Below are 18,261 nucleotides of genomic sequence, written 5' to 3' on the forward strand. Positions count from 1 at the left end.
GAAGACCGCCAAACTGCGGATGCAAAACAATTGCAGATTTTTAGAAAAGAACTTTTAAGTCAGAGGCTTGATGCCGGAGAAGGGCATGGCAGCCCCTATTGCTCACACCTGCGAAAGTGCGCCTTGTGCAACAACCGGGCCTGCATCCTCGCCATCAGGCTTCCCGCCCAATGGCTCGCGGGTGAGCACCAATTCCACGCCGTCACCCATATTGCGGGCAATATCTGCGGGGAGCTCAACCTTGCGTTCTTCGCCCGGCACCACAACGCCCAGCGATTGCAGCTCTGATCCGTCGGCGGGCACCAGCCACAATTCGTGATCGTGAACGCCATCTGCGGTTAGGCCGGATGCGGATACGAGCATTTCATCGCTATCGGGCAGGAAAGTGACGCCAAGACGCAACTGCGTCTCTCCAATCGGGATAGACGCGACAAGCGGATCAGCCGCGGCAAACTGCGGTGTCTCCGTTGTACCTGTTTGAGGTACAGTGTTGGGGCCGAATGCGGCAAAGGCCAGCGCAACTGCCGCAGCGGCCGATGTGAGCCCAGCCGTCCACTGCCATCTGCGAATACGGGAGCGCAGATCGACGACAGTATCGCTCGTCTCCAAATCGTTCACCACAGGTCCAGCAAATGGAACTGCGCTTGGTGGCGCGTCGAGTGCCGCATTGACGCGCGAGTTGATCCGCTGCCAGACCTCTTCGCTAGGCTCCATGGCGCCCATCTCGTCGGTCCACGGTGCGAACCAATTGTCCCACCATGCCTTGCGATCGGCAAAGGTCGCATCATGCGCCAGCCGTCCGCGCGCGGTGAGCAGTTCTTCGCCTTCAAGGAGACCAAGCGCGTACTCCGCCGCCACAATCTTGTCGTCGCGCTCTTCCATCGGATTGAGATCGTCCTGCCCGCTCATTCGCTTGCCTCCAGGCAGGCGCGAAGGCGCATCAGGCCCCGGCGGATCCAGCTTTTCATTGTACCCAATGGCACGTCCGCTTTTTCAGCGAGCTGCGCGTAGGTGTTTCCTTCGAAGAACGCTGAGCGGATGTATTTCTGTGCCTTTTCATCCAGCGTGTTGAGGCACGTGTGGATTTGCGCGTTCCTTTCCGCGTCGATCAGCAAAGCATCGGCCAGAGGTGTTTCATCAGGCAAGGGCGCGGCCTCTTCCACGGGCACCGCGCCGCCGCGCACTTTACCCGTGCGCAGGCGATCGATCGCGCGGTTGCGCGCGAACGTTGCCAGCCATGAAATAGGGCTGGCGCGTTCCGGATCGTATCGATCCGCACGTTGCCAAAGATTCACGTAAACGTCCTGCAAAGCGTCTTCTGCTTCCTTTCTATCCCCCAAGATACGGAAGCAAATTCCAAACAGTTTCACCCGCGTTGCCTGATAAATTTCTTCCAACGCATCGCTGTCGCCAGCAGCAAGGCGCGCCATTGCCGCGCGCAAAGCTTCGCGCGCTTCAGGTGAAGAAGGAGTGGGGCTAGTCGCCATCGCTCACGCAATTGCCCCGAGGGCAGCGAAACGTCAATGGTGATGGACAGTTGCTTGCGCGTCAATCGTAGACACAGGCATCAAGGCCATCGCGCTGAACAACTCCGATACGGCGTTCAACATTGCGGCCATAGCCCGCCAGCCAGCCCGATGGATTGGTGACGGCGCGCTTTTTAGGGCTGGGCAGGGCCGCCGCCATGCGAGCAGCCTCCGATGGAGACAATTGCGCGGCGGAATTGTTGAAATACCTTTCCGCGCCGGCCGTTGCTCCATATGTCCCGATGCCGGTTTCAGCGACGTTGAGGTAGACTTCCATTATCCGTCTTTTGCCCCAGACGTTCTCGATCCAGAATGTGAACCATGCCTCCAGCCCTTTGCGGAAATACCCGCCGCCTTGCCACAGAAACACGTTCTTGGCGGTTTGCTGACTGATAGTGGAGGCGCCTCTGATTTTGCCGCCCTTAGCGTTCTCTTTGTAAGCTTGTTCAATGGCTTCGGTGTCAAAGCCGGAATGTTCGCAAAATTTCGAATCTTCAGCCCCAATGACGGCGGCAACAAGATCAGGATCGATATTGTCGAGGCTTTCCCAATCGCGCGTCGCCCCGTTTTCATCCATCACCATGGTCGCAGTGATGGGTACTGGTATCCATTTGAACGCGATCACAAGGACAAGCGACAGCCCCACAAACCACAGGATCAGCTTGGCGATAAGGCGCGCGATGATCCCGGCAAGGCGTTTCATGGCGCTCCCTTAGAGCGGCTGTTTTCCAAGAGCAATCGTCGCAATTCTTGCCGCCGCTGGGCGAGCATGCTTTATGGACGCCAATCATATCGGGGAGACTATTCATGCGCACCATCCGTTCCGCCGCCGCCTCCATCGCAATGGCTTGCGCGCTTGCTGCCAGCCCTGCGCTCGCTGACGATCACGCCAATGGTTCAGGACATGATCACGGCGCAATCGCGGCTGCGGTTGATGCGGATTATGACAGCTATCTCTCCCCGCTCTTCGTCCACTTCCACAAGAACCCGGAGCTCTCTTTCCTCGAAAACGCGACTGCCGCACGTATGGCGGCCGAATTGCGTGATGCGGGGCTTGAGGTGACGGAGAATGTCGGCGGCACGGGCGTTGTCGGCATGGTCAGAAATGGCGAAGGGCCACTGATCCTGCTGCGCGCGGATATGGATGGGCTGCCCGTGCTCGAAAAATCGGGCCTCGAATACGCGTCAACCGCAACACAGGTTGGTCTCGATGGGAAGGAATACCCCGTGATGCATGCCTGCGGGCACGACGTGCATATCACCAGCATGGTCGGCACGGCGCGACAGCTGATGGCGATGAAAGATCAATGGTCAGGCACGCTCATGTTTATCGTGCAACCAGCAGAGGAACGCGTGGGCGGGGCAAAGGCGATGCTCGCAGATGGCCTCTATGAACGCTTTGGCAAACCCGATTACGCGCTTGCCTTCCACGTCTCCAGCGTGCTGCCCACTGGCAAGGTATCCGCGGCAGAAGGCATCCAGTATTCGAGCGCGGATTCGGTCGATATCACCGTCCCCGGCATTGGTGCGCACGGTGCAAGCCCCCATGCGGGGCGCGATCCCGTCTACATAGCCTCGCAGATTGTGACCGGCATTCAATCCATTGTCAGCCGGGAAGTCATGCCTTTATCGCCCGCCGTTATCACGGTGGGTTCTTTCCATTCAGGATCAAAACACAACATCATCTCAGATCAGGCGGACCTTCAATTGACGGTTCGCTCAAATGATGAGGATGTGCGTGCACAATTGCTGGCCGCGATTGAGCGGATCGCGGTGAACACCGGCAAAGCGCACGGCCTGCCCGACGATCTGCCGGTAAAAGTTGTGGTGAGCGAGGGAACTCCGGTCACTTACAACGACAAAGAGCTCGCCCGGCGTTTGAACAATGTCATGATTCGCGATCTGGGAGAGGATGCGTTCATGCCCTTCCAGCAGCAGGGAATGGGCGCAGAAGACTTTGCCTACTTCGTTGAGGAAGAACGCGGCGTGCCGGGATACTACTTCGCCGTCGGCGGCACGCCGCCCGAAGCATTCGAAGCGGCAGAAAATGGCGGCCCCGCCGTCCCAAGTCATCATTCACCCTTGTTCAAGATCGCACCGAAAGAGAGTGTGACTCTGGGCACACGGGCTATGGTTGCGGCGGTGCTGGATTTGGCGCCTGCAAGCTGACGGAGATGCGGTGACAGCGTTCTGAACACTGGGCCGCGCTGTTAAAAGCGCCGTGACGAATGGGCCATGAGTGCGCGATCAAAGTCTGTCTGCTTTGGAAATCATTTAATGGCTTGGTATCTGTATCAAGGGGTGAACTTTTACGGACCGGGCTTCGTCCAAGCAGAAGAACCAGAAGGCAAAGGCCCGATCAATTTTCGAGGAGTTGGATCGTTTACCCCAGTGAACCCTCGCGCGATCCCACGGGTGTTCAGGCAACGAGCGCCGCACAAGGCCGGGATCGGTGACATTACCTTGGTCGATGGGTCTGTCGCAGTGAACCAACGCTTTAAGGATCTGGTCGAGAGGTTCGAGCCAGACATGCATCTCTTCGTACCGATCCGCTTAGAACGATCCAACGGTGATTTGATTGACGGCGATTGGTACTTTTTCGCCATCCAGCAAGACGTCGATTGCATACTGACGAAATTGGATGAGCAATCGCATTTCGTCGAAACTTATGCTGGCGGCTGGCGGTACAGCCTGGGTGGACTAGCCCCTACCAGCTCACGCAAGCTGCACATGAGCTTGCCGGCAGTCGCAGGTAAGCATTTGTGGACGGCGGGCTTGCTGGGCTGCGACGATGCGTTTGTATCCGACGAGTTTGCCACCGCTTATCGCAAATCAAGATTTCGTTCCGTCTTGTCACTCGATAGCAAGGTTGAAATTGTGGACGAGGTCTGGGTCGCAGAGGAACAGATGGGTCCATACCTTCCCAACTGGAAACAATTTGAGGCCAGCGGCCGCACCGACCGGAGCGCATGGTAATGGCAGGTCACAACTGAATTGAATTTCCTCGAGATCGCATACGCCATCAGTCCAGCTCCATGCTTGAGAAAGCGCGGCTTTTCATGACCGTGTGCTTTCACGGCGTTTCCTAACTGTGGCCGTCAGCCCCTAATTATACCGCGCCTCAACCCGTTCGCCTGCCTTGCCTTTCGCCACGGTTTCGCAAGCTTCCGCGAGGTCTTCGATGTATTGGTCGATCACTTCGGCGTGTTTGGGAGAGAGCATCAGGTGCAGGCTGGGTGGATCGATGGTGATCGAAGTAAACCAGCCCTTGCGGTACATCTCGGAATAGATCGCGAAGCTGTCGTGTTCGGGGTGGCGGAATGCGATCAGGCCGAGCATGGGTTTGCCCAGAACCTCGAAGCCTAATCGTTTGAAGCCTTCTTCGGCTCGCTCGCGTGTTTCACACACCAAGCCCTGTTTTTCGCGGTATCCCTCGACCCCCAGCACATTCATCACCGCCCAGGCCGCCGAAATGGCGCCGCCGGGTCTGGTGCCGGCGAGTGTGGGCGTTTTCATCGGGGCGCCGCTCCAGTTCTGCGCGTCGAATGGCATATAATCATAAAGCTTCTTGTCGCGAAACAGGACCGTCGAGGCGCCCTTGGCGGCGTAGCCGTACTTGTGCAGATCAGCGCTGATCGAACGGACCGCGGGCACTTCGAAATCGAACGGCGGCACGGGCACTCCGTTCATCCGTGCAAAGGGCGCAAAATACCCGCCGACACAGGCATCAGTGTGCAGCCAAACGCCTTTTGCCTCCGCCACATCGCCCAGCGCCTCAATCGGGTCGATCACGCCATGCGGGAAGTTGGGCGCAGATCCGACCATCATGATCGTGGCTGCATCGCACGCATCGCCCATCGCTCTGGGGTCCGCTTCGTAGCTGCCATCGGTTTTGAGTGGGATACGGCGCACCTCTACATCCATCAGATGCGCGGCTTTATCGAAAGCGGGGTGGGCAGATTGCGGGAGGACGATGTTCGCAGGACCTTTCAGCCCCTTTTCAGCGCGCGCGTAATCGCGGGCGGCTTTCATCGCCATGGTGATGCTGTCCGTGCCGCCAGAGGTTATCGCGCCCGTCGCCCAGTCGGGTCCGTTGAGGATCGAGAGCGCCATCTCGACAACCTCGCGCTCCATTTGCGCCAGTGAGGGAAAGGCGAGCGGGCCAAGCCCGTTTTCGGACATGAAGGCTGTGTAAGCCTCGTGCTGGACTTCGGCGATTTCGGGGCCGGCGTTGAAGACATAGACAGCCGTTTTGCCATCGCGCCATTTTGCATCGCCAGCGCCGCGCGCTTCAAGCTCTTTGCGCACTTCTTCCCAGCTCTTGCCGGTTTTCGGCATGTCCATCCGCAATCCCCTCCGCGTGTATCCTTGGGAACAGGATTGTCACACCGCATGGAGGATTTCAATGCGAAGAGGGCCCGAACGCTTTCGCGCCGGGCCCTCTTTCAACTGGGTAAAGTGAGACTGAAAACCTACGCCATTCCGGGAAGCAAACGCTCACCAGCGATGCGCTGCATTGCCTTTTGTAGTTTCTCGAATGCGCGCACTTCGATCTGCCGGATGCGTTCTCGTGACACGTCGTAGACCTGAGAGAGTTCTTCCAGTGTCTGCGGCTTTTCCGTCAAGCGACGCTCAGTAAGGATGTGCTGCTCACGCTCATTGAGCGAATCCATCGCTTCAACCAGCATTTCATGACGTACGCTTGCTTCTTCAGCGTCGGCGACCGTTTCGTCCTGCAAGGGGCGATCATCAGTCAGCCAGTCCTGCCATTCGCCAGAACCGTCTTCGCCATTGCGCATCGGCGTGTTGAGCGAGCCATCGCCGCCCATCATCATCCGGCGGTTCATGTTGACGACTTCTTGCTCGGGAACGCCCAGATCGGTTGCGATCTTGGTCACGTCATCAGGGGACAGGTCGGTATCCTCATACGCCTCAAGCTGCTTTTTCATGCGGCGAAGGTTGAAGAACAGCTTTTTCTGAGCTGCGGTGGTGCCCATTTTGACCAAGCTCCACGAACGCAGGATGTATTCCTGAATGCTCGCCTTGATCCACCACATCGCATAGGTTGCGAGGCGGAAACCGCGATCGGGCTCGAACTTTTTGACGCCCTGCATGAGGCCGACATTGCCTTCGGAAATGAGATCGCTCACAGGCAGGCCATAACCACGATAGCCCATTGCAATCTTGGCCACGAGACGCAGGTGCGAAGAGACCAGCTGGGCGGCTGCCTCAGGGTCTTCGTGTTCCTCATATCTTTTGGCGAGCATATATTCCTGCTCAGCGGTGAGGACGGGGTATTTTTTGATTTCCGACAGATAGCGATTGAGGCTTTGCTCACCGCTCAGCGCCGGTACAGAGGGGGACTTTGATGTGCTCACTTGTTTCCTAACCTTTCCAGTGTCGACCGCTGACATCGGACCCCTGATGGGCATCCGAAATTCTGGGCCACTTGGTTACATATACGCGAACTGGGTGCATTTGGGTGCACTTTCATCGATTACAACGGGTAAGTTGGTCGATTAGTTCCATCATATCGGGGGGCAGATTGGCTTCGAAATGGACATTTTTTCGTGTCACAGGATGGTTAAAGCCCAATTCGGCAGCATGAAGCGCTTGCCGATGGAAATTCTGCTGTGACAAAAGGGATTTCAAAGGCTTGGGTGTCTGCCCATATGTTGGGTCTCCTAATAAAGCATGGCCGATTGACGCACAGTGAACGCGCACTTGATGGGTCCTGCCGGTTTCAAGGCGGCATTCGATGAGACTCGCATGCGCCAATCGTTTGATCACCTTGTAATGGGTAACCGCGTGTTTCCCGCGTGAGGAATTCTTTTCGAGCACAGCCATTTTCTTTCGATTGGCGTCAGATCGTCCGATCCGCGCTTCGATAGTGCCCTCAGCTGGTGTAGGAAAACCCGCGCAAATGGCGAGGTATCGGCGGTGGACGGTATGCTCGGCGAATTGTGCGGCGAGCCCTTCATGCGCAGCATCGGTTTTGGCGGCCACCAGAAGCCCCGAAGTATCTTTGTCGATCCTGTGAACGATCCCAGGCCGCGCAACCCCGCCAATGCCCGAAAGCGAGCCTTTGCAGTGATAAAGCAGCGCATTGACGAGTGTGCCATCCGCATTTCCGGCGGCAGGATGAACGACCATGCCGGCGGGTTTGTTGACGACGATAAGATGCTCGTCCTCGAAAGCGATGTCGAGCGGAATGTCCTGCGGCTGCGCTTCGGCTGGAGCGGCAGCGGGGATTGCAATGCTGAAAGCGGCGCCCTCAGGCACTTTGGCGCTTGTCGAAGGAGCAGGTTTGCCGTTCACTAAGACACGGCCATCTGCAATCAGCGCCTGAATTCGTGCACGGCTCAATTCTGTCGCATCTGCCAGTGCCTTGTCGAGGCGTGCGGGGGCGGAGATTGTGCCAGTGATGATTTCGTCTGCGGACATGGTAGAGCGCATGGGCCATGCATATTGAAGTGACAAGAGACGTGATGGAAGCAATGCAGAGTGCCGTAATGCGGGAGCACCCGCGCGAGGCCTGCGGTATTTTGTTGGGCGAGGGCGATCGGATCACCCAATTTATTGAGACCGGTAACGTCCATCCAACCCCAGAAACCCATTTCGAGATCGATCCGCAAGCGCTCATCGATGCGTATCGGGCAGAGCGCGAAGGCGGGCCGCAGACCATCGGTTTCTTCCATTCGCACCCCAGCGGCGATCCAGCTCCTTCAAAGACCGACCGCGCAGCTGCAGCACATGATGGAAAAATCTGGATGATAGCCGGGACGAATGGGATCAAATGCTGGCGAGATGATCCAAAAGCGTTCGTCCCCGTTTCCTACGCCATTGCAACCGGCTAGCGTTTTGCGCATATCGCTGCGCTATTGATTGTCCATCCAGAGCAGGTCACATATCATTTTTCGCCCTGCTCCCCCTGTCACTCGAGGTCGCCAAAATCTCATTTAACGTATTAAGAACATGGCATTATGCATCATACGCCAGGTTGACACGGTGTCACCTTCGTCACCTTTTGAATTCAGGAAAAAGCGATAATATCTGAATGACGTCACAAACCGATCTCGCCGCGCTTTTGTGTTCGCGGCTTTGCCATGACATGCTTTCGCCGGTTGGCGCGCTTTCCAACGGGCTTGAATTGTTGGCGGATGAAACCGATCCGGCAATGCGCGAAAACGTGGTCGAGTTGCTCGAACAATCGGCCAAAATCAGCACCGATAAACTGCGTTTCTTCCGTCTCGCTTTTGGCGCTGCAGGCGGATTTGGTGAGGCGGTTCCGGTTGAAGAAGCGCAAGAAGTGATTGCTGCCTTGGCTTCTGATGCAAAGAAGGTTGAACTCAACTGGGCGATCCAATCGTCCAGCCTGCCAAAGCCAGCGGTCAAAGTGATGCTCAATCTTGCGCAAATAGCGCTGGAGGCGCTGGTTCGCGGTGGAACGCTCGACATCGGGGCAGAGCTGCGCGATGGGAATGTCGAAATTGTCGCGCGCGCCGCGGCTGAAAAGATCGCCTTTGATGAAGTGATTGGACGCGCGCTCCACGGCGAACTCTCCCACGATGAGATCACCAGCCGGACAGCTGCTGCCCACATGATCGCGCTGCTGGCAAAAGAGATGGGCGGCGGCCTCCAATATCAGCTCGCCGATGGCGCGCTTGTTCTGGGTGCGGTAATCCCCCAACCCGAAGGCATGATTGGATGAGCGGGATGGAGCGCGACGAGCTCGTCCACGAAGTGATGCCATCGCCCAATTTCAATGATCGGGCGCTGCCAATCTCAATGTTGGTGCTGCATTACACCGAGATGAAGCCGGTGGAATCGGCACTCGCCAAGCTCACCGACCCTGAAGCGGGTGTCAGTGCGCATTACCTCATCAGCGAAGAAGGCGTTGTCACGCAGCTAGTGCCTGAGGAAAAGCGCGCGTGGCACGCAGGCGTTTCCTATTGGCGCGGCCACAAGGACGTGAATTCGGCAAGCATCGGGATTGAGCTTGATCATCCCGGCCATGGCGGGGGCTATCGCGAGTTTTCCGACGCGCAATTTGAAGCGCTTGTGCCGCTCGTTGCGCGCATCGTGAAGACGCATGATATCCCGCGCGCCAACGTGGTGGGCCATTCCGACGTTGCTCCTGCGCGAAAGATTGATCCGGGCGAGCTTTTCCCTTGGGATCGCCTCGCCGAATATGGCCTTTGCCTGCCGCGTCCGACGAAGCTTGCGAGCGGAGATCCGTTTCACAATGATGGCGCATTCATGCTCGCGCTGGAGCGGTACGGATATGACATTACGGTGGGGCCCAAGACGGTCGAGGCATTTCAGCGCCGCTGGCGGCCCGAGCTGATTGATGGGCAAATCGATCAACAAATCAGCGCGATATTGTGGCAATTATTGCTCGACCGCGATCGCGGGGCAGCGCGTTAGGCTTTCCTAACCCGGCAACGCACCTTATATCGAGCCCTATCAGGGGGTCTGAGGCAGCCGCGTTTTCCTTTGGGGAAGCGAGGAAAGTCCGGGCTCCACGAAGCAAGGGTGGCGGGTAACGCCCGCCGGGAGTGTTTGTTCGCGAGCGCGACTAGGGAAAGTGCCACAGAGAGTATACCGCCGATGGTCCGAGCAAGGATACAGGCAAGGGTGAAAGGGTGCGGTAAAAGCGCACCGGGGCGTTTGGCAACAGCGTCCGCATGGTAAACCCCACCCGGAGCAAGGCCAAATAGGGGTCTCGCGCCGACATGTCGGCAGGCGCGCTTCGCGCTGAGGAGATCCGGGTTGGCTGCTAGAGCGGCTTGGCAACAGGTCGCCCAGATGAATGGCTGCCGCCGCAGCGCTGGTCTTTTGGGATACCGGTTGCGGAGACAGAACCCGGCTTATGATGGCCCCCTGATACTGGCTCTGTAAGGATCGCTGCCCGTCTTGTTCAGGCAGTCACACGATCTTTCGAAGAGGCCTCGGGATAGAGTTCGTCCAGGGGCCGCGATCGCCCATCGGCGCAAACCAGGCGAACGTGGTATCGCCTTAATCGCCGAGGCTCCGGCACGCCGCAGGAATGCGCGATAACGCCGACTTCCTTGCGCATCTGTTTGACGAAATTTGCCACGCGCACCGCCTTATTGGCCGGATCGAGGCCGCGTTGCAGGTCAGGATCGTGAGTGGTGATGCCGGTGGGGCAGGTGTTTTTGTTGCACTTCATCGCCTGAATGCACCCAAGCGCAAACATGAAACCGCGCGCAGAAATAACGAAATCAGCACCAGCGCACAGCGCCCAGGCTACTTCGCCGGGGGTGACCAGCTTGCCGCTCGCAACGATGCGGATGCGATTCTTGAGACCAGCCCGATTGCGGATATCGACCAGCATTGGGAGCGCTTCGCGCAGGGTCAGGCCGACATTGTCAATCAGGGGAAGGGGAGCTGCACCTGTCCCGCCATCGCCGCCATCGACGGTGATGAAATCGGGTGCGCTTTGCTGGCCTCTTCGATTGATTTCTTCAAACAGCTCCTCGAGCCAACCATATGCGCCAATGACGGTCTTGAAGCCCACAGGTTTGCCGGTCACCTCGCGGATGTGGTCTATCGCATCGAGCAATTCGTCGATGCTACCGATGTCCGGGTGGCGATTGGGGGAAATTGAGGCGGTGTGCGGTTCAATCCCGCGGATTTCGGCGATCTCCTCGTTCACCTTCTCAGCGGGCAGAATGCCTCCTTTTCCGGGCTTTGCACCCTGCGAAAGCTTGAGCTCGAACATGCGCACCTGATCGTGCGCTGCCACTTCGCGCAGCTTGTCATCAGAGAGATTTCCCTCCTTGTCGCGCACCCCGTATTTTGCGGTTCCGATCTGGAAAACGATGTCGGCGCCGCCTTCGAGATGGAATGGGGACATGCCGCCCTCGCCCGTGTTCATCCAGCATCCGGCTCGCGATGCGCCGTGAGAAAGCGCCTGGATGGCAGGCTTGGACAAAGCGCCATAGCTCATGCCTGAAATGTTAAAGACTGATGGGGCGTTATAAGGAATGCGGGCGGCGCCTTCGCCAATCATCAACGGCTGCGCTTCGGAGGCGTCCTTTTCGAGCGTTGGCCAGGGACAGTTTACGAATATGGGGGTGCCCACCGGCTCCAGATTGCGGGTCGATCCAAACGCGACATTGGTCGATTTGGCTTCTGCGGCATCGTACACCCAATCGCGCTGCGCCCGATTAAAGGGCATTTCCTCGCGGTCCATGGCGAAGAAATACTGGCGGAAGAATTCGCCCAGCTCTGAGAAGACATAGCGCAGACGACCGATGACCGGGTAATTGCGCCTGACGGCATCGGCGGTCTGGTATCGATCAATAAAAAACGTGACGACGAGCGCGAGCGCGACAAGGCCGAGGACGAAAATGAATGCGGTTGAAAATCCGCTCAATACCGACGTCATAGCGCCCTCCTACAATGGTCCTTGGCCTCGCATGGCGCCAAGGTTGGTATAAGAGGGTACAGCGGTGGGTTTAGAGGGTCAAAGCCTCTTAAACGCGCCCGATGCTTGAATATTCGAACCCAGCATCACGCATATCGTCCGGATTGTAGATATTGCGCAGGTCCACCATGATGTGACCTTTCGCGATCTCCTTAACCCGATTGAGATCAAGCGCGCGAAACGCGTCCCACTCGGTGACGATTGCGACCGCATCGGCATCGTTGATCGCTTCATAAGGATCGCTGCACATTTTGACCTCGGGCATAAGAGGCGCGGCGATTTCCATACCTTCAGGATCGTAGGCGGCGACTTCAACGCCCGCGTCAGTCAGCGTCTGGGCAATCGCAATGGCAGGCGAATCGCGCATGTCATCGGTGTTGGGCTTGAACGTAAGCCCCAAGAGAGCCGCTTTCTTGCCGCGCGCATTGTCCGCACCGCCCAACGCATCAAGAACCTTGCGCCCCATGGCGCGCTTGCGCGTGTCGTTCACTTTCACAACCGCTTCAACAATGCGGGTGGGGCTGTCGTAATCCTCTGAGGTTTTGAGCAGAGCGAGCGTGTCTTTGGGGAAGCATGATCCGCCATAGCCCGGGCCGGCGTGCAGGAATTTTGAACCGATGCGATTGTCCATGCCAATGCCGCGCGATACGTCCTGAACGTTCGCGCCCACTCTCTCGCACAGATCAGCCATCTCATTGATGAAAGTGATCTTGGTCGCGAGGAAAGCGTTGGCCGCGTATTTGATGAGCTCGCTGGTCCGGCGATTGACGAACAGGATCGGCGATTCGTTGAGGAATAGCGGGCGATAAACTTCGCGCATCACGTCGCGTCCAAAATCATCTTCTGCGCCGATGACGATGCGGTCAGGGCGTTTGAAATCGCCAATAGCTGCGCCTTCGCGCAAGAATTCAGGGTTCGAGACGACCGAGACTTTATGCGAAGTGCCGCTGTCCGCGAGGATCCGTTCAACCTCATCGCCCGTCCCGACCGGGACGGTAGATTTGGTGACGACAACGGCATCGTTTGAAAGGCTTTCACCCACTTCTTTTGCCACCTGATAGACAAAGGTCAGGTCAGCATGACCGTCGCCGCGGCGGCTGGGTGTGCCAACCGCGATGAAGATTGCGCTTGCATCCTTGATCCCTTCGGCAAGGTCAGTTGTGAAAGACAGGCGGCCCGCCGCCACATTGCTTTCAACCAGCTTGTCGAGGCCTGGTTCATAAATCGGCATCACACCTTCGTGCAGGCGATCGATCTTGCTCTGATCCTTGTCGATGCAGACCACATCGTGACCAAAGTCGGCAAAACATGCCCCCGAAACGAGCCCGACATAGCCAGAACCCACCATTGCAATCTTCATTGAGATCAGCCTCTAATCTTTGTTTCTACCGCAAGTGCGAAATGTGATCGCGTGATTGCGCAACATTCCGTCAATGTGAAGTGCGCAAAGGTATATGTCCCTATCCAAACCAGATGGGTCGGTATTTACTTAAGAGCATCGGTTCCTGCGATCTCGATAGTGCCTTTTTTGTCGATCGCCTGAATGATGCGCTGGGTGTTCCCTTCGAGCACCAGCGCCGTCAGAACGCCCGAGCGAAAGGCGCCAGTGTCAATCCCGACGCGATTGCCGAGGTTCACCACGTCATCAAAAATGGTGTGACCGTGGATCACGACCTTCTCGAGCGGGCCCTGATGACTGAGGAACCGGTCTCTTATCCAGAGCATGTCGGACCGTTTCTGGTCCGAAATCGGGATCGTCGGATCAATGCCCGCGTGTACGAAGAGATAGTCGCCTGCGACGATTTGTTCCTCGAAATTGTTGATGTATTCCCGCTCTTCTTCGGGGACGACTTTGGGAAGGGTCGCGAACAGTTCCTCCAGCGTCATCGCGTCGAATTGCTTCTTTGATATCCCGTAGCTGAGGATCGTTTCGCGCCCGCCATGTTTCAGGAAGTGGCGTAAAATGTCCGGCTTTTCGAAGGATTCAAGGAACATATCCTCGTGATTGCCCGCAAGGATACGAACACTGCGTTTTTTCTGCCATTTGCGCGCCCGGCGCACGACGCCAGCGCTGTCCGGGCCGCGATCAACCAGATCACCAAGCAGAATCATGTGCGTTTGGGCAGGCCCCTGATGCGCATCATCTGCCTCAATCGCTTCGATCAGCGCTTCGAACAGATCGAGCCGCCCGTGAATATCACCGATTGCATAGAAGCGTTGCCCTTCGGGAACGCTCGGCAAAAGCGGGTCCGATTGCGGTGTTGATCCGAAAAGGGAACGGATGGCTTTAAGCATAGTGGTCTATAGTGCGATTCTTGTTCGGGGTGGCGGCGATGGGTGCACCGGAAATGGTGAGCGAGATGGAAAGAGGCAACAGCCAAAGACTGCGTGCAGTTCCTGCTCTATTTCTTTCCGCTTCATAAGAGCAGCGAACTGTAACAGCAACTGAATGGAGCATGCGGCTCCTTTGCAACCACGCGTGGTGCAAAATGCGCACACTCGCACGTCTTCAACGACTAATGCGACAATTCTGTGTAATTTCCCTTGCGCCGATGCCAGAATCTGTGCACGAAAGTTGCGCACTTTGATGAGACCGCCTCAAAACCAATGCGGCCGCGAAGTGTGCAGGTGGGACGAAGCAACCAACCACAACAACCAAAACAGGGAAGTTGTCATGCTCACGTCCATCCGCAGCCCACTGGCTGCGTCTATTACTATCGGGGTGCTCCTCTCTTCCGCACCCGCCCTCGCTGGCAACACCGAAGTTTCATCATCGGTCGATGCGGGTGAAAGCATTTCTCTAGAACATTCAGACATCCAGATCATCGATCTGCCGGTCGCGAATGAAGGCAGTGCAACGCTGCTCGACCCGTCGATTGACTGGTCTGCACAATCCGCAGCTGCGGCGCGTGCGAACGGTCCGGTTGATGAAGAAGCGGCCAGTTCTCTTGGAGAAGAGACAGGCATTTCGTTCTCAGCCAACGTCGCACTGACAACCGAATACCGCTTTCGTGGTATTAATCTGTCGGGCGGTGAACTCGCCATCCAAGGCGGTTTTGATGTCAGCCATACCTCCGGCCTTTACGCCGGGGTTTGGGCTTCCAACCTTGATGAAGATACGGTCGGCTATGGCTCGATCGAGCTCGACATCTACGGCGGCTGGAGCGGCAATCTAACAGAAGGCCTGACAGGTGATGTCGGCTTTATCGCTTATACTTACCCTGATGCGAGCGGTATCAACACCGTGGTGCCGGGTAACTTCGATTACTACGAAGGCTACGCATCTCTCGGCTTTTCGCTTGGGCCCGTTTCCAGCACTGTGGGCGTTGCATACGCCCCTGGCCAAGTTGGTCTCGATTTCGGCGGAGAGCGTGATAACCTTTACGTCTACACAGACCTGAGTGCCAGCATTCCTGACACACCGCTGACGCTGAATGCGCACCTCGGCTACACCGACGGTTCGCTGACCTTTACCAATGACAGCAAGGCTTTCGATTGGTCCGTCGGTGTTGATGTCGCTGTTGGCCCGGCGACGCTGAGCGCTGCCTACATCGATGTGGAAGGCGATGCGATCAACGATCCAGGCGGCGTATTCACCGACGATGCTTTCGTGGTGACATTAAGCGCAAGCTTCTGATCCGCAACGGATACTGAAGTAAAATGGGCGAGAAACCTCTTATCGGTTCCTCGCCCATTTGCTTTGGTGTGACCGTGGACGCTCAATCGAGAGAGAAGTTCACTGTCGTGACCACGCGCACCTTCTTGTAGGGGCTGTCCGACACGCCCCATCCCCCACCATCGCCATCGCGGGCTTCGATTGAGAAGTAACCTTGGGTCGCATCCTTGATTGCACCGACATCTGCGCCCGAATCTTGCGCAAATTGCTGCGCTGCTGCGCGCGCATCCTTGGTCGCCTCAGCCACCATTTCCGGCTTGATGTCATTGAGGCCGGTGAAGGTGTAGCTCATGCCTGAGCCTTCCTCGAGGAACACCCCGCGGCTGACCAAATCGAATTGCTGCGCCACCGCCTTTTGCGCAAGCGCTATATCATCGGTGCGCAGAGCAAGTCTTTGGCGCACGGTGTAAGTCGTGACGCCTCTGATCGTCGAACTTGAGACATTGGCCCCGGTTGGCTGGAGGGCATCGGCAGGAAAACCCAAACCATCAAAGAACTGTTTGATCGCCTCGGTATCGGCGCGCACCTTGCTTTGAGCTTCTGAAAGGCTTTCGGACTTCGCTGAATAAGAGATCGTCCAGGTGGCAAGATCTGCCGTCACATTGCGCTCTGCCAGTCCGCGTACTGTGACCGCTCGATCAGCCTCCTTCGCGCGCAGCAAGCCATCGCCCAGCAGGTATCCTGCCACAATCATTCCGGCCGAGGCGATTGCGGCAGTTCCAAACCAAAGTGCGGTGTTGCTGCTCGCAAAAGATCCAGTGTTTTCGCCTTGTATCTCACTCTCGTTCATCGCATCCTCCTTACCTGCATAGCGCTGAACTGTGCATCAGTATCGATGAACCGTTTTTGAACCGGAGCTCAAAAGCCCATGACAGAATTTCTGCACTCAATGATCCGCATCACCGATCCGCAGGCGACGGTCGATTTCTTCAAGCTGTTCGGTGTGGAGGAAGTGCGGCGTTTCGATGTGGAAGCGGGACGGTTCACGCTTATCTTTCTTGCAGCGCCCGGCCAGGAAGGCGTTGCCGAGATTGAGCTAACCTACAATTGGCCACCTGAAGATGGCAGCGAGCCTGAAACCTATGATGGTGGACGCAATTTCGGCCATCTCGCCTTTCGGGTGAAGGATATCTACGAAACGTGCCAGCGCGTTGCCGATGCGGGGCACACGATCCACCGCCCGCCGCGCGATGGGCACATGGCGTTTATCAAATCACCCGACGGCATTTCTATTGAGCTGCTTCAGGAAGGCAGGCTTGAACCAAAAGAACCATGGGCCAGCATGGAAAACACGGGCACCTGGTAGAATTCGAGGCTCAATTGGCAGGCTGCGGACCCTGATCGTCGCAGTCTTCGGGGCTGTGATCGGTTGTCAATCGAAGCACGATGAAGCCAAGCACGGCTGAAATCGCCGATCCGGTGAGAATTCCGATTTTCGCACTCTCGATAAAGGCGTCATTGCCGGGGAAGGCGAGGCCGCCGATGAACAGGCTCATTGTAAAGCCGATGCCGCACAGGATCGACACGCCCCAAATCTCTGCCCAACTTGCATTCTGCGGACGAGCCGCGAAACCGGACTTGTCAGCCAGAAATACGATGGAGAAAATGCCCACTTGCTTGCCGACGACAAGCCCTGCTGCAATGGCGAGGGGGAGTGGGTTGAGCAGCGCTTCAGCGCCCATTCCTTTTAATGCAACGCCCGCATTGGCGAAACCGAAGACCGGCACGACTAGGTAAGCGCTCCACGGGGCAAGGCCGTGCTCCAGCTTCTCTAGCATTGCATTACCTTGTCTGCCCTGTAGCGGAATGGTGAGCGCGGCCACAACTCCGGCAATCGTTGCATGGACGCCGGAATGCAGCACGCAATACCAAAGCACGAGAGCAGCAATAATGAAGGGCCAAAAGACGCTCACCTTCATCCGGTTCATCACAATCAACACCGCAAGAACGATTGCTGAGGCCGCCAACCATTCGATGTAGATTGATGGCGTATAGAACACCGCGATCACCAGAACGGCGCCGATATCATCGACAATCGCCACGGTGAGCAGGAAGAGCCGCAGCGAGGCTGGAACCCTGTTGCCCAGCAGTCCAAGCACACCCATTGCAAAAGCAATGTCGGTTGCTGCCGGGATTGCCCAACCGCTCGTGTAAGCGCCGCCGCCGGATACGAGGATGTAGACCGCAGCCGGAGCCAACATGCCAGCCAGGGCTGCAATCATGGGAAGGCGCCGCGCAGCTGGATCAGCGAGTGACCCTCGAACGACTTCGCGCTTCACTTCGAGACCAACAACAAAGAAAAAGACGGCCATCAGACCATCGTTTATCCAGTAATGAAGGTCTTTTAATTTAGGGATCGGGGTCCAGGGAAGCTCGCCGTAGAAAAGGTTTTTGTATTCCGACGAAAGTGCAGAATTGGCGGCTAGCATAGCCGCTGCCGCTACGAGAATAAGCAATATACCCGCTGAAGCGTCTCCTACAAACAGCGCGCGTACAGGCGCGAAAATGCGACGAAGAGGTTGGACAACTGGAGTTGAAGTGTCTGACATAAGGTCTTGTTCGATTAACTTCTTTCGATCGCATTGCAACAGCAAGGCGAGCATGTA

At 57.0% G+C, this 18,261-nt stretch carries 17 protein-coding genes, 1 other RNA gene and 1 pseudogene; 8 read left to right on the plus strand and 11 right to left on the minus strand.

Annotated elements, in window-relative coordinates:
- Positions 1-102 precede the first annotated feature (102 nt).
- The 3 genes from AUC45_RS13660 to mtgA form a co-directional block, all read right to left on the minus strand.
- Positions 103-909: an anti-sigma factor domain-containing protein gene (locus AUC45_RS13660; protein ID WP_067603485.1), complete on the minus strand. Its 807-nt coding sequence runs from the start codon at positions 907-909 to the stop codon at positions 103-105.
- Entirely contained in the window at positions 906-1,487 is a 582-nt protein-coding gene (locus tag AUC45_RS13665; RefSeq protein WP_067603486.1) for a sigma-70 family RNA polymerase sigma factor, read from the minus strand. The genes AUC45_RS13660 and AUC45_RS13665 overlap by 4 nt, the downstream gene beginning before the upstream one ends.
- A 61-nt stretch (positions 1,488-1,548) precedes the next feature.
- Positions 1,549-2,229 (minus strand): monofunctional biosynthetic peptidoglycan transglycosylase, encoded by a 681-nt coding sequence (gene mtgA / locus AUC45_RS13670; RefSeq protein WP_067603487.1) that lies wholly within the window; start codon positions 2,227-2,229, stop codon positions 1,549-1,551.
- A 104-nt stretch (positions 2,230-2,333) separates the two neighbouring features.
- On the opposite strand from mtgA, the gene AUC45_RS13675 reads away from it, so the two are divergent.
- Together AUC45_RS13675 and AUC45_RS13680 are read left to right on the plus strand one after the other, a co-directional pair.
- On the plus strand, positions 2,334-3,695 hold the full coding sequence (locus AUC45_RS13675) for a M20 family metallopeptidase (RefSeq protein ID WP_067603488.1): 1,362 nt from the start codon (positions 2,334-2,336) through the stop codon (positions 3,693-3,695).
- Positions 3,696-3,803: 108 nt separating this feature from the next.
- Positions 3,804-4,502 (plus strand): imm11 family protein, encoded by a 699-nt coding sequence (locus AUC45_RS13680; RefSeq protein WP_067603489.1) that lies wholly within the window; start codon positions 3,804-3,806, stop codon positions 4,500-4,502.
- A gap of 129 nt (positions 4,503-4,631) precedes the next feature.
- Here AUC45_RS13680 and AUC45_RS13685 read toward each other — a convergent pair.
- The 3 genes and pseudogenes from AUC45_RS13685 to AUC45_RS13695 form a co-directional block, all read right to left on the minus strand.
- Positions 4,632-5,879, minus strand: a pseudogene (locus AUC45_RS13685) (aspartate aminotransferase family protein); the annotation flags it as partial.
- A gap of 119 nt (positions 5,880-5,998) precedes the next feature.
- The gene (gene rpoH / locus AUC45_RS13690) at positions 5,999-6,940 is read right to left on the minus strand and encodes an RNA polymerase sigma factor RpoH (RefSeq protein WP_197409580.1); all 942 of its coding nucleotides are present in this window, start codon (positions 6,938-6,940) and stop codon (positions 5,999-6,001) included.
- A 76-nt stretch (positions 6,941-7,016) separates the two neighbouring features.
- On the minus strand, positions 7,017-7,970 hold the full coding sequence (locus AUC45_RS13695) for an RluA family pseudouridine synthase (RefSeq protein ID WP_082701136.1): 954 nt from the start codon (positions 7,968-7,970) through the stop codon (positions 7,017-7,019).
- A 17-nt stretch (positions 7,971-7,987) separates the two neighbouring features.
- Between AUC45_RS13695 and AUC45_RS13700 the strand changes: the two genes are divergently transcribed.
- From AUC45_RS13700 to rnpB, 4 genes are all read left to right on the plus strand, one after another.
- The gene (locus AUC45_RS13700; RefSeq protein ID WP_067603492.1) at positions 7,988-8,383 is read left to right on the plus strand and encodes a Mov34/MPN/PAD-1 family protein; all 396 of its coding nucleotides are present in this window, start codon (positions 7,988-7,990) and stop codon (positions 8,381-8,383) included.
- A gap of 200 nt (positions 8,384-8,583) precedes the next feature.
- The gene (locus AUC45_RS13705) at positions 8,584-9,237 is read left to right on the plus strand and encodes a histidine phosphotransferase family protein (RefSeq protein WP_067603494.1); all 654 of its coding nucleotides are present in this window, start codon (positions 8,584-8,586) and stop codon (positions 9,235-9,237) included.
- Positions 9,234-9,953 carry an N-acetylmuramoyl-L-alanine amidase gene (locus AUC45_RS13710; RefSeq protein WP_369815245.1) on the plus strand — a complete coding sequence of 240 codons (720 nt, stop codon included), beginning with the start codon at positions 9,234-9,236 and terminating at the stop codon, positions 9,951-9,953. The genes AUC45_RS13705 and AUC45_RS13710 overlap by 4 nt, the downstream gene beginning before the upstream one ends.
- A gap of 41 nt (positions 9,954-9,994) precedes the next feature.
- Positions 9,995-10,415: RNase P RNA component class A (rnpB, locus tag AUC45_RS13715), an RNA gene on the plus strand.
- A 31-nt stretch (positions 10,416-10,446) separates the two neighbouring features.
- On the opposite strand, the gene AUC45_RS13720 is transcribed toward rnpB, so the two are convergent.
- The 3 genes from AUC45_RS13720 to AUC45_RS13730 form a co-directional block, all read right to left on the minus strand.
- Entirely contained in the window at positions 10,447-11,940 is a 1,494-nt protein-coding gene (locus tag AUC45_RS13720) for an FMN-binding glutamate synthase family protein (protein WP_067603498.1), read from the minus strand.
- Between the two features lie 88 nt (positions 11,941-12,028).
- Positions 12,029-13,339 (minus strand): UDP-glucose/GDP-mannose dehydrogenase family protein, encoded by a 1,311-nt coding sequence (locus AUC45_RS13725; RefSeq protein WP_067603500.1) that lies wholly within the window; start codon positions 13,337-13,339, stop codon positions 12,029-12,031.
- A 125-nt stretch (positions 13,340-13,464) separates the two neighbouring features.
- Positions 13,465-14,274 carry a metallophosphoesterase family protein gene (locus AUC45_RS13730; protein WP_067603502.1) on the minus strand — a complete coding sequence of 270 codons (810 nt, stop codon included), beginning with the start codon at positions 14,272-14,274 and terminating at the stop codon, positions 13,465-13,467.
- Positions 14,275-14,653: 379 nt separating this feature from the next.
- Between AUC45_RS13730 and AUC45_RS13735 the strand changes: the two genes are divergently transcribed.
- Positions 14,654-15,616, plus strand: coding sequence for a TorF family putative porin (locus AUC45_RS13735; protein ID WP_067603983.1), 963 nt, complete (start codon positions 14,654-14,656; stop codon positions 15,614-15,616).
- Between the two features lie 82 nt (positions 15,617-15,698).
- Here AUC45_RS13735 and AUC45_RS13740 read toward each other — a convergent pair whose 3' ends face one another.
- Entirely contained in the window at positions 15,699-16,445 is a 747-nt protein-coding gene (locus tag AUC45_RS13740) for an SIMPL domain-containing protein (protein ID WP_067603504.1), read from the minus strand.
- A 78-nt stretch (positions 16,446-16,523) separates the two neighbouring features.
- Between AUC45_RS13740 and AUC45_RS13745 the strand changes: the two genes are divergently transcribed.
- The gene (locus tag AUC45_RS13745; protein WP_067603506.1) at positions 16,524-16,961 is read left to right on the plus strand and encodes a VOC family protein; all 438 of its coding nucleotides are present in this window, start codon (positions 16,524-16,526) and stop codon (positions 16,959-16,961) included.
- Positions 16,962-16,971: 10 nt separating this feature from the next.
- On the opposite strand, the gene nhaA is transcribed toward AUC45_RS13745, so the two are convergent.
- A complete protein-coding gene (gene nhaA / locus AUC45_RS13750) occupies positions 16,972-18,204 on the minus strand; it encodes a Na+/H+ antiporter NhaA (protein ID WP_067603508.1) in 1,233 nt (410 codons plus the stop codon).
- Between the last annotated feature and the right edge of the window lie 57 nt (positions 18,205-18,261).

It is taken from the genome of Erythrobacter sp. YT30 (assembly GCF_001542875.1).
Lineage (GTDB): Bacteria > Pseudomonadota > Alphaproteobacteria > Sphingomonadales > Sphingomonadaceae > Erythrobacter.

Coding starts and splice junctions, on each gene's coding strand:
- AUC45_RS13660 (WP_067603485.1), bottom strand. CDS start 909: ATGAGCGGGCAGGACGATCTCAATCCGATGGAAGAGCGCGACGACAAG.
- AUC45_RS13665 (WP_067603486.1), bottom strand. CDS start 1,487: ATGGCGACTAGCCCCACTCCTTCTTCACCTGAAGCGCGCGAAGCTTTG.
- mtgA (WP_067603487.1), bottom strand. CDS start 2,229: ATGAAACGCCTTGCCGGGATCATCGCGCGCCTTATCGCCAAGCTGATC.
- AUC45_RS13675 (WP_067603488.1), top strand. CDS start 2,334: ATGCGCACCATCCGTTCCGCCGCCGCCTCCATCGCAATGGCTTGCGCG.
- AUC45_RS13680 (WP_067603489.1), top strand. CDS start 3,804: ATGGCTTGGTATCTGTATCAAGGGGTGAACTTTTACGGACCGGGCTTC.
- rpoH (WP_197409580.1), bottom strand. CDS start 6,940: ATGTCAGCGGTCGACACTGGAAAGGTTAGGAAACAAGTGAGCACATCA.
- AUC45_RS13695 (WP_082701136.1), bottom strand. CDS start 7,970: ATGTCCGCAGACGAAATCATCACTGGCACAATCTCCGCCCCCGCACGC.
- AUC45_RS13700 (WP_067603492.1), top strand. CDS start 7,988: ATGCATATTGAAGTGACAAGAGACGTGATGGAAGCAATGCAGAGTGCC.
- AUC45_RS13705 (WP_067603494.1), top strand. CDS start 8,584: ATGACGTCACAAACCGATCTCGCCGCGCTTTTGTGTTCGCGGCTTTGC.
- AUC45_RS13710 (WP_369815245.1), top strand. CDS start 9,234: ATGAGCGGGATGGAGCGCGACGAGCTCGTCCACGAAGTGATGCCATCG.
- AUC45_RS13720 (WP_067603498.1), bottom strand. CDS start 11,940: ATGACGTCGGTATTGAGCGGATTTTCAACCGCATTCATTTTCGTCCTC.
- AUC45_RS13725 (WP_067603500.1), bottom strand. CDS start 13,339: ATGAAGATTGCAATGGTGGGTTCTGGCTATGTCGGGCTCGTTTCGGGG.
- AUC45_RS13730 (WP_067603502.1), bottom strand. CDS start 14,274: ATGCTTAAAGCCATCCGTTCCCTTTTCGGATCAACACCGCAATCGGAC.
- AUC45_RS13735 (WP_067603983.1), top strand. CDS start 14,654: ATGCTCACGTCCATCCGCAGCCCACTGGCTGCGTCTATTACTATCGGG.
- AUC45_RS13740 (WP_067603504.1), bottom strand. CDS start 16,445: ATGAACGAGAGTGAGATACAAGGCGAAAACACTGGATCTTTTGCGAGC.
- AUC45_RS13745 (WP_067603506.1), top strand. CDS start 16,524: ATGACAGAATTTCTGCACTCAATGATCCGCATCACCGATCCGCAGGCG.
- nhaA (WP_067603508.1), bottom strand. CDS start 18,204: ATGTCAGACACTTCAACTCCAGTTGTCCAACCTCTTCGTCGCATTTTC.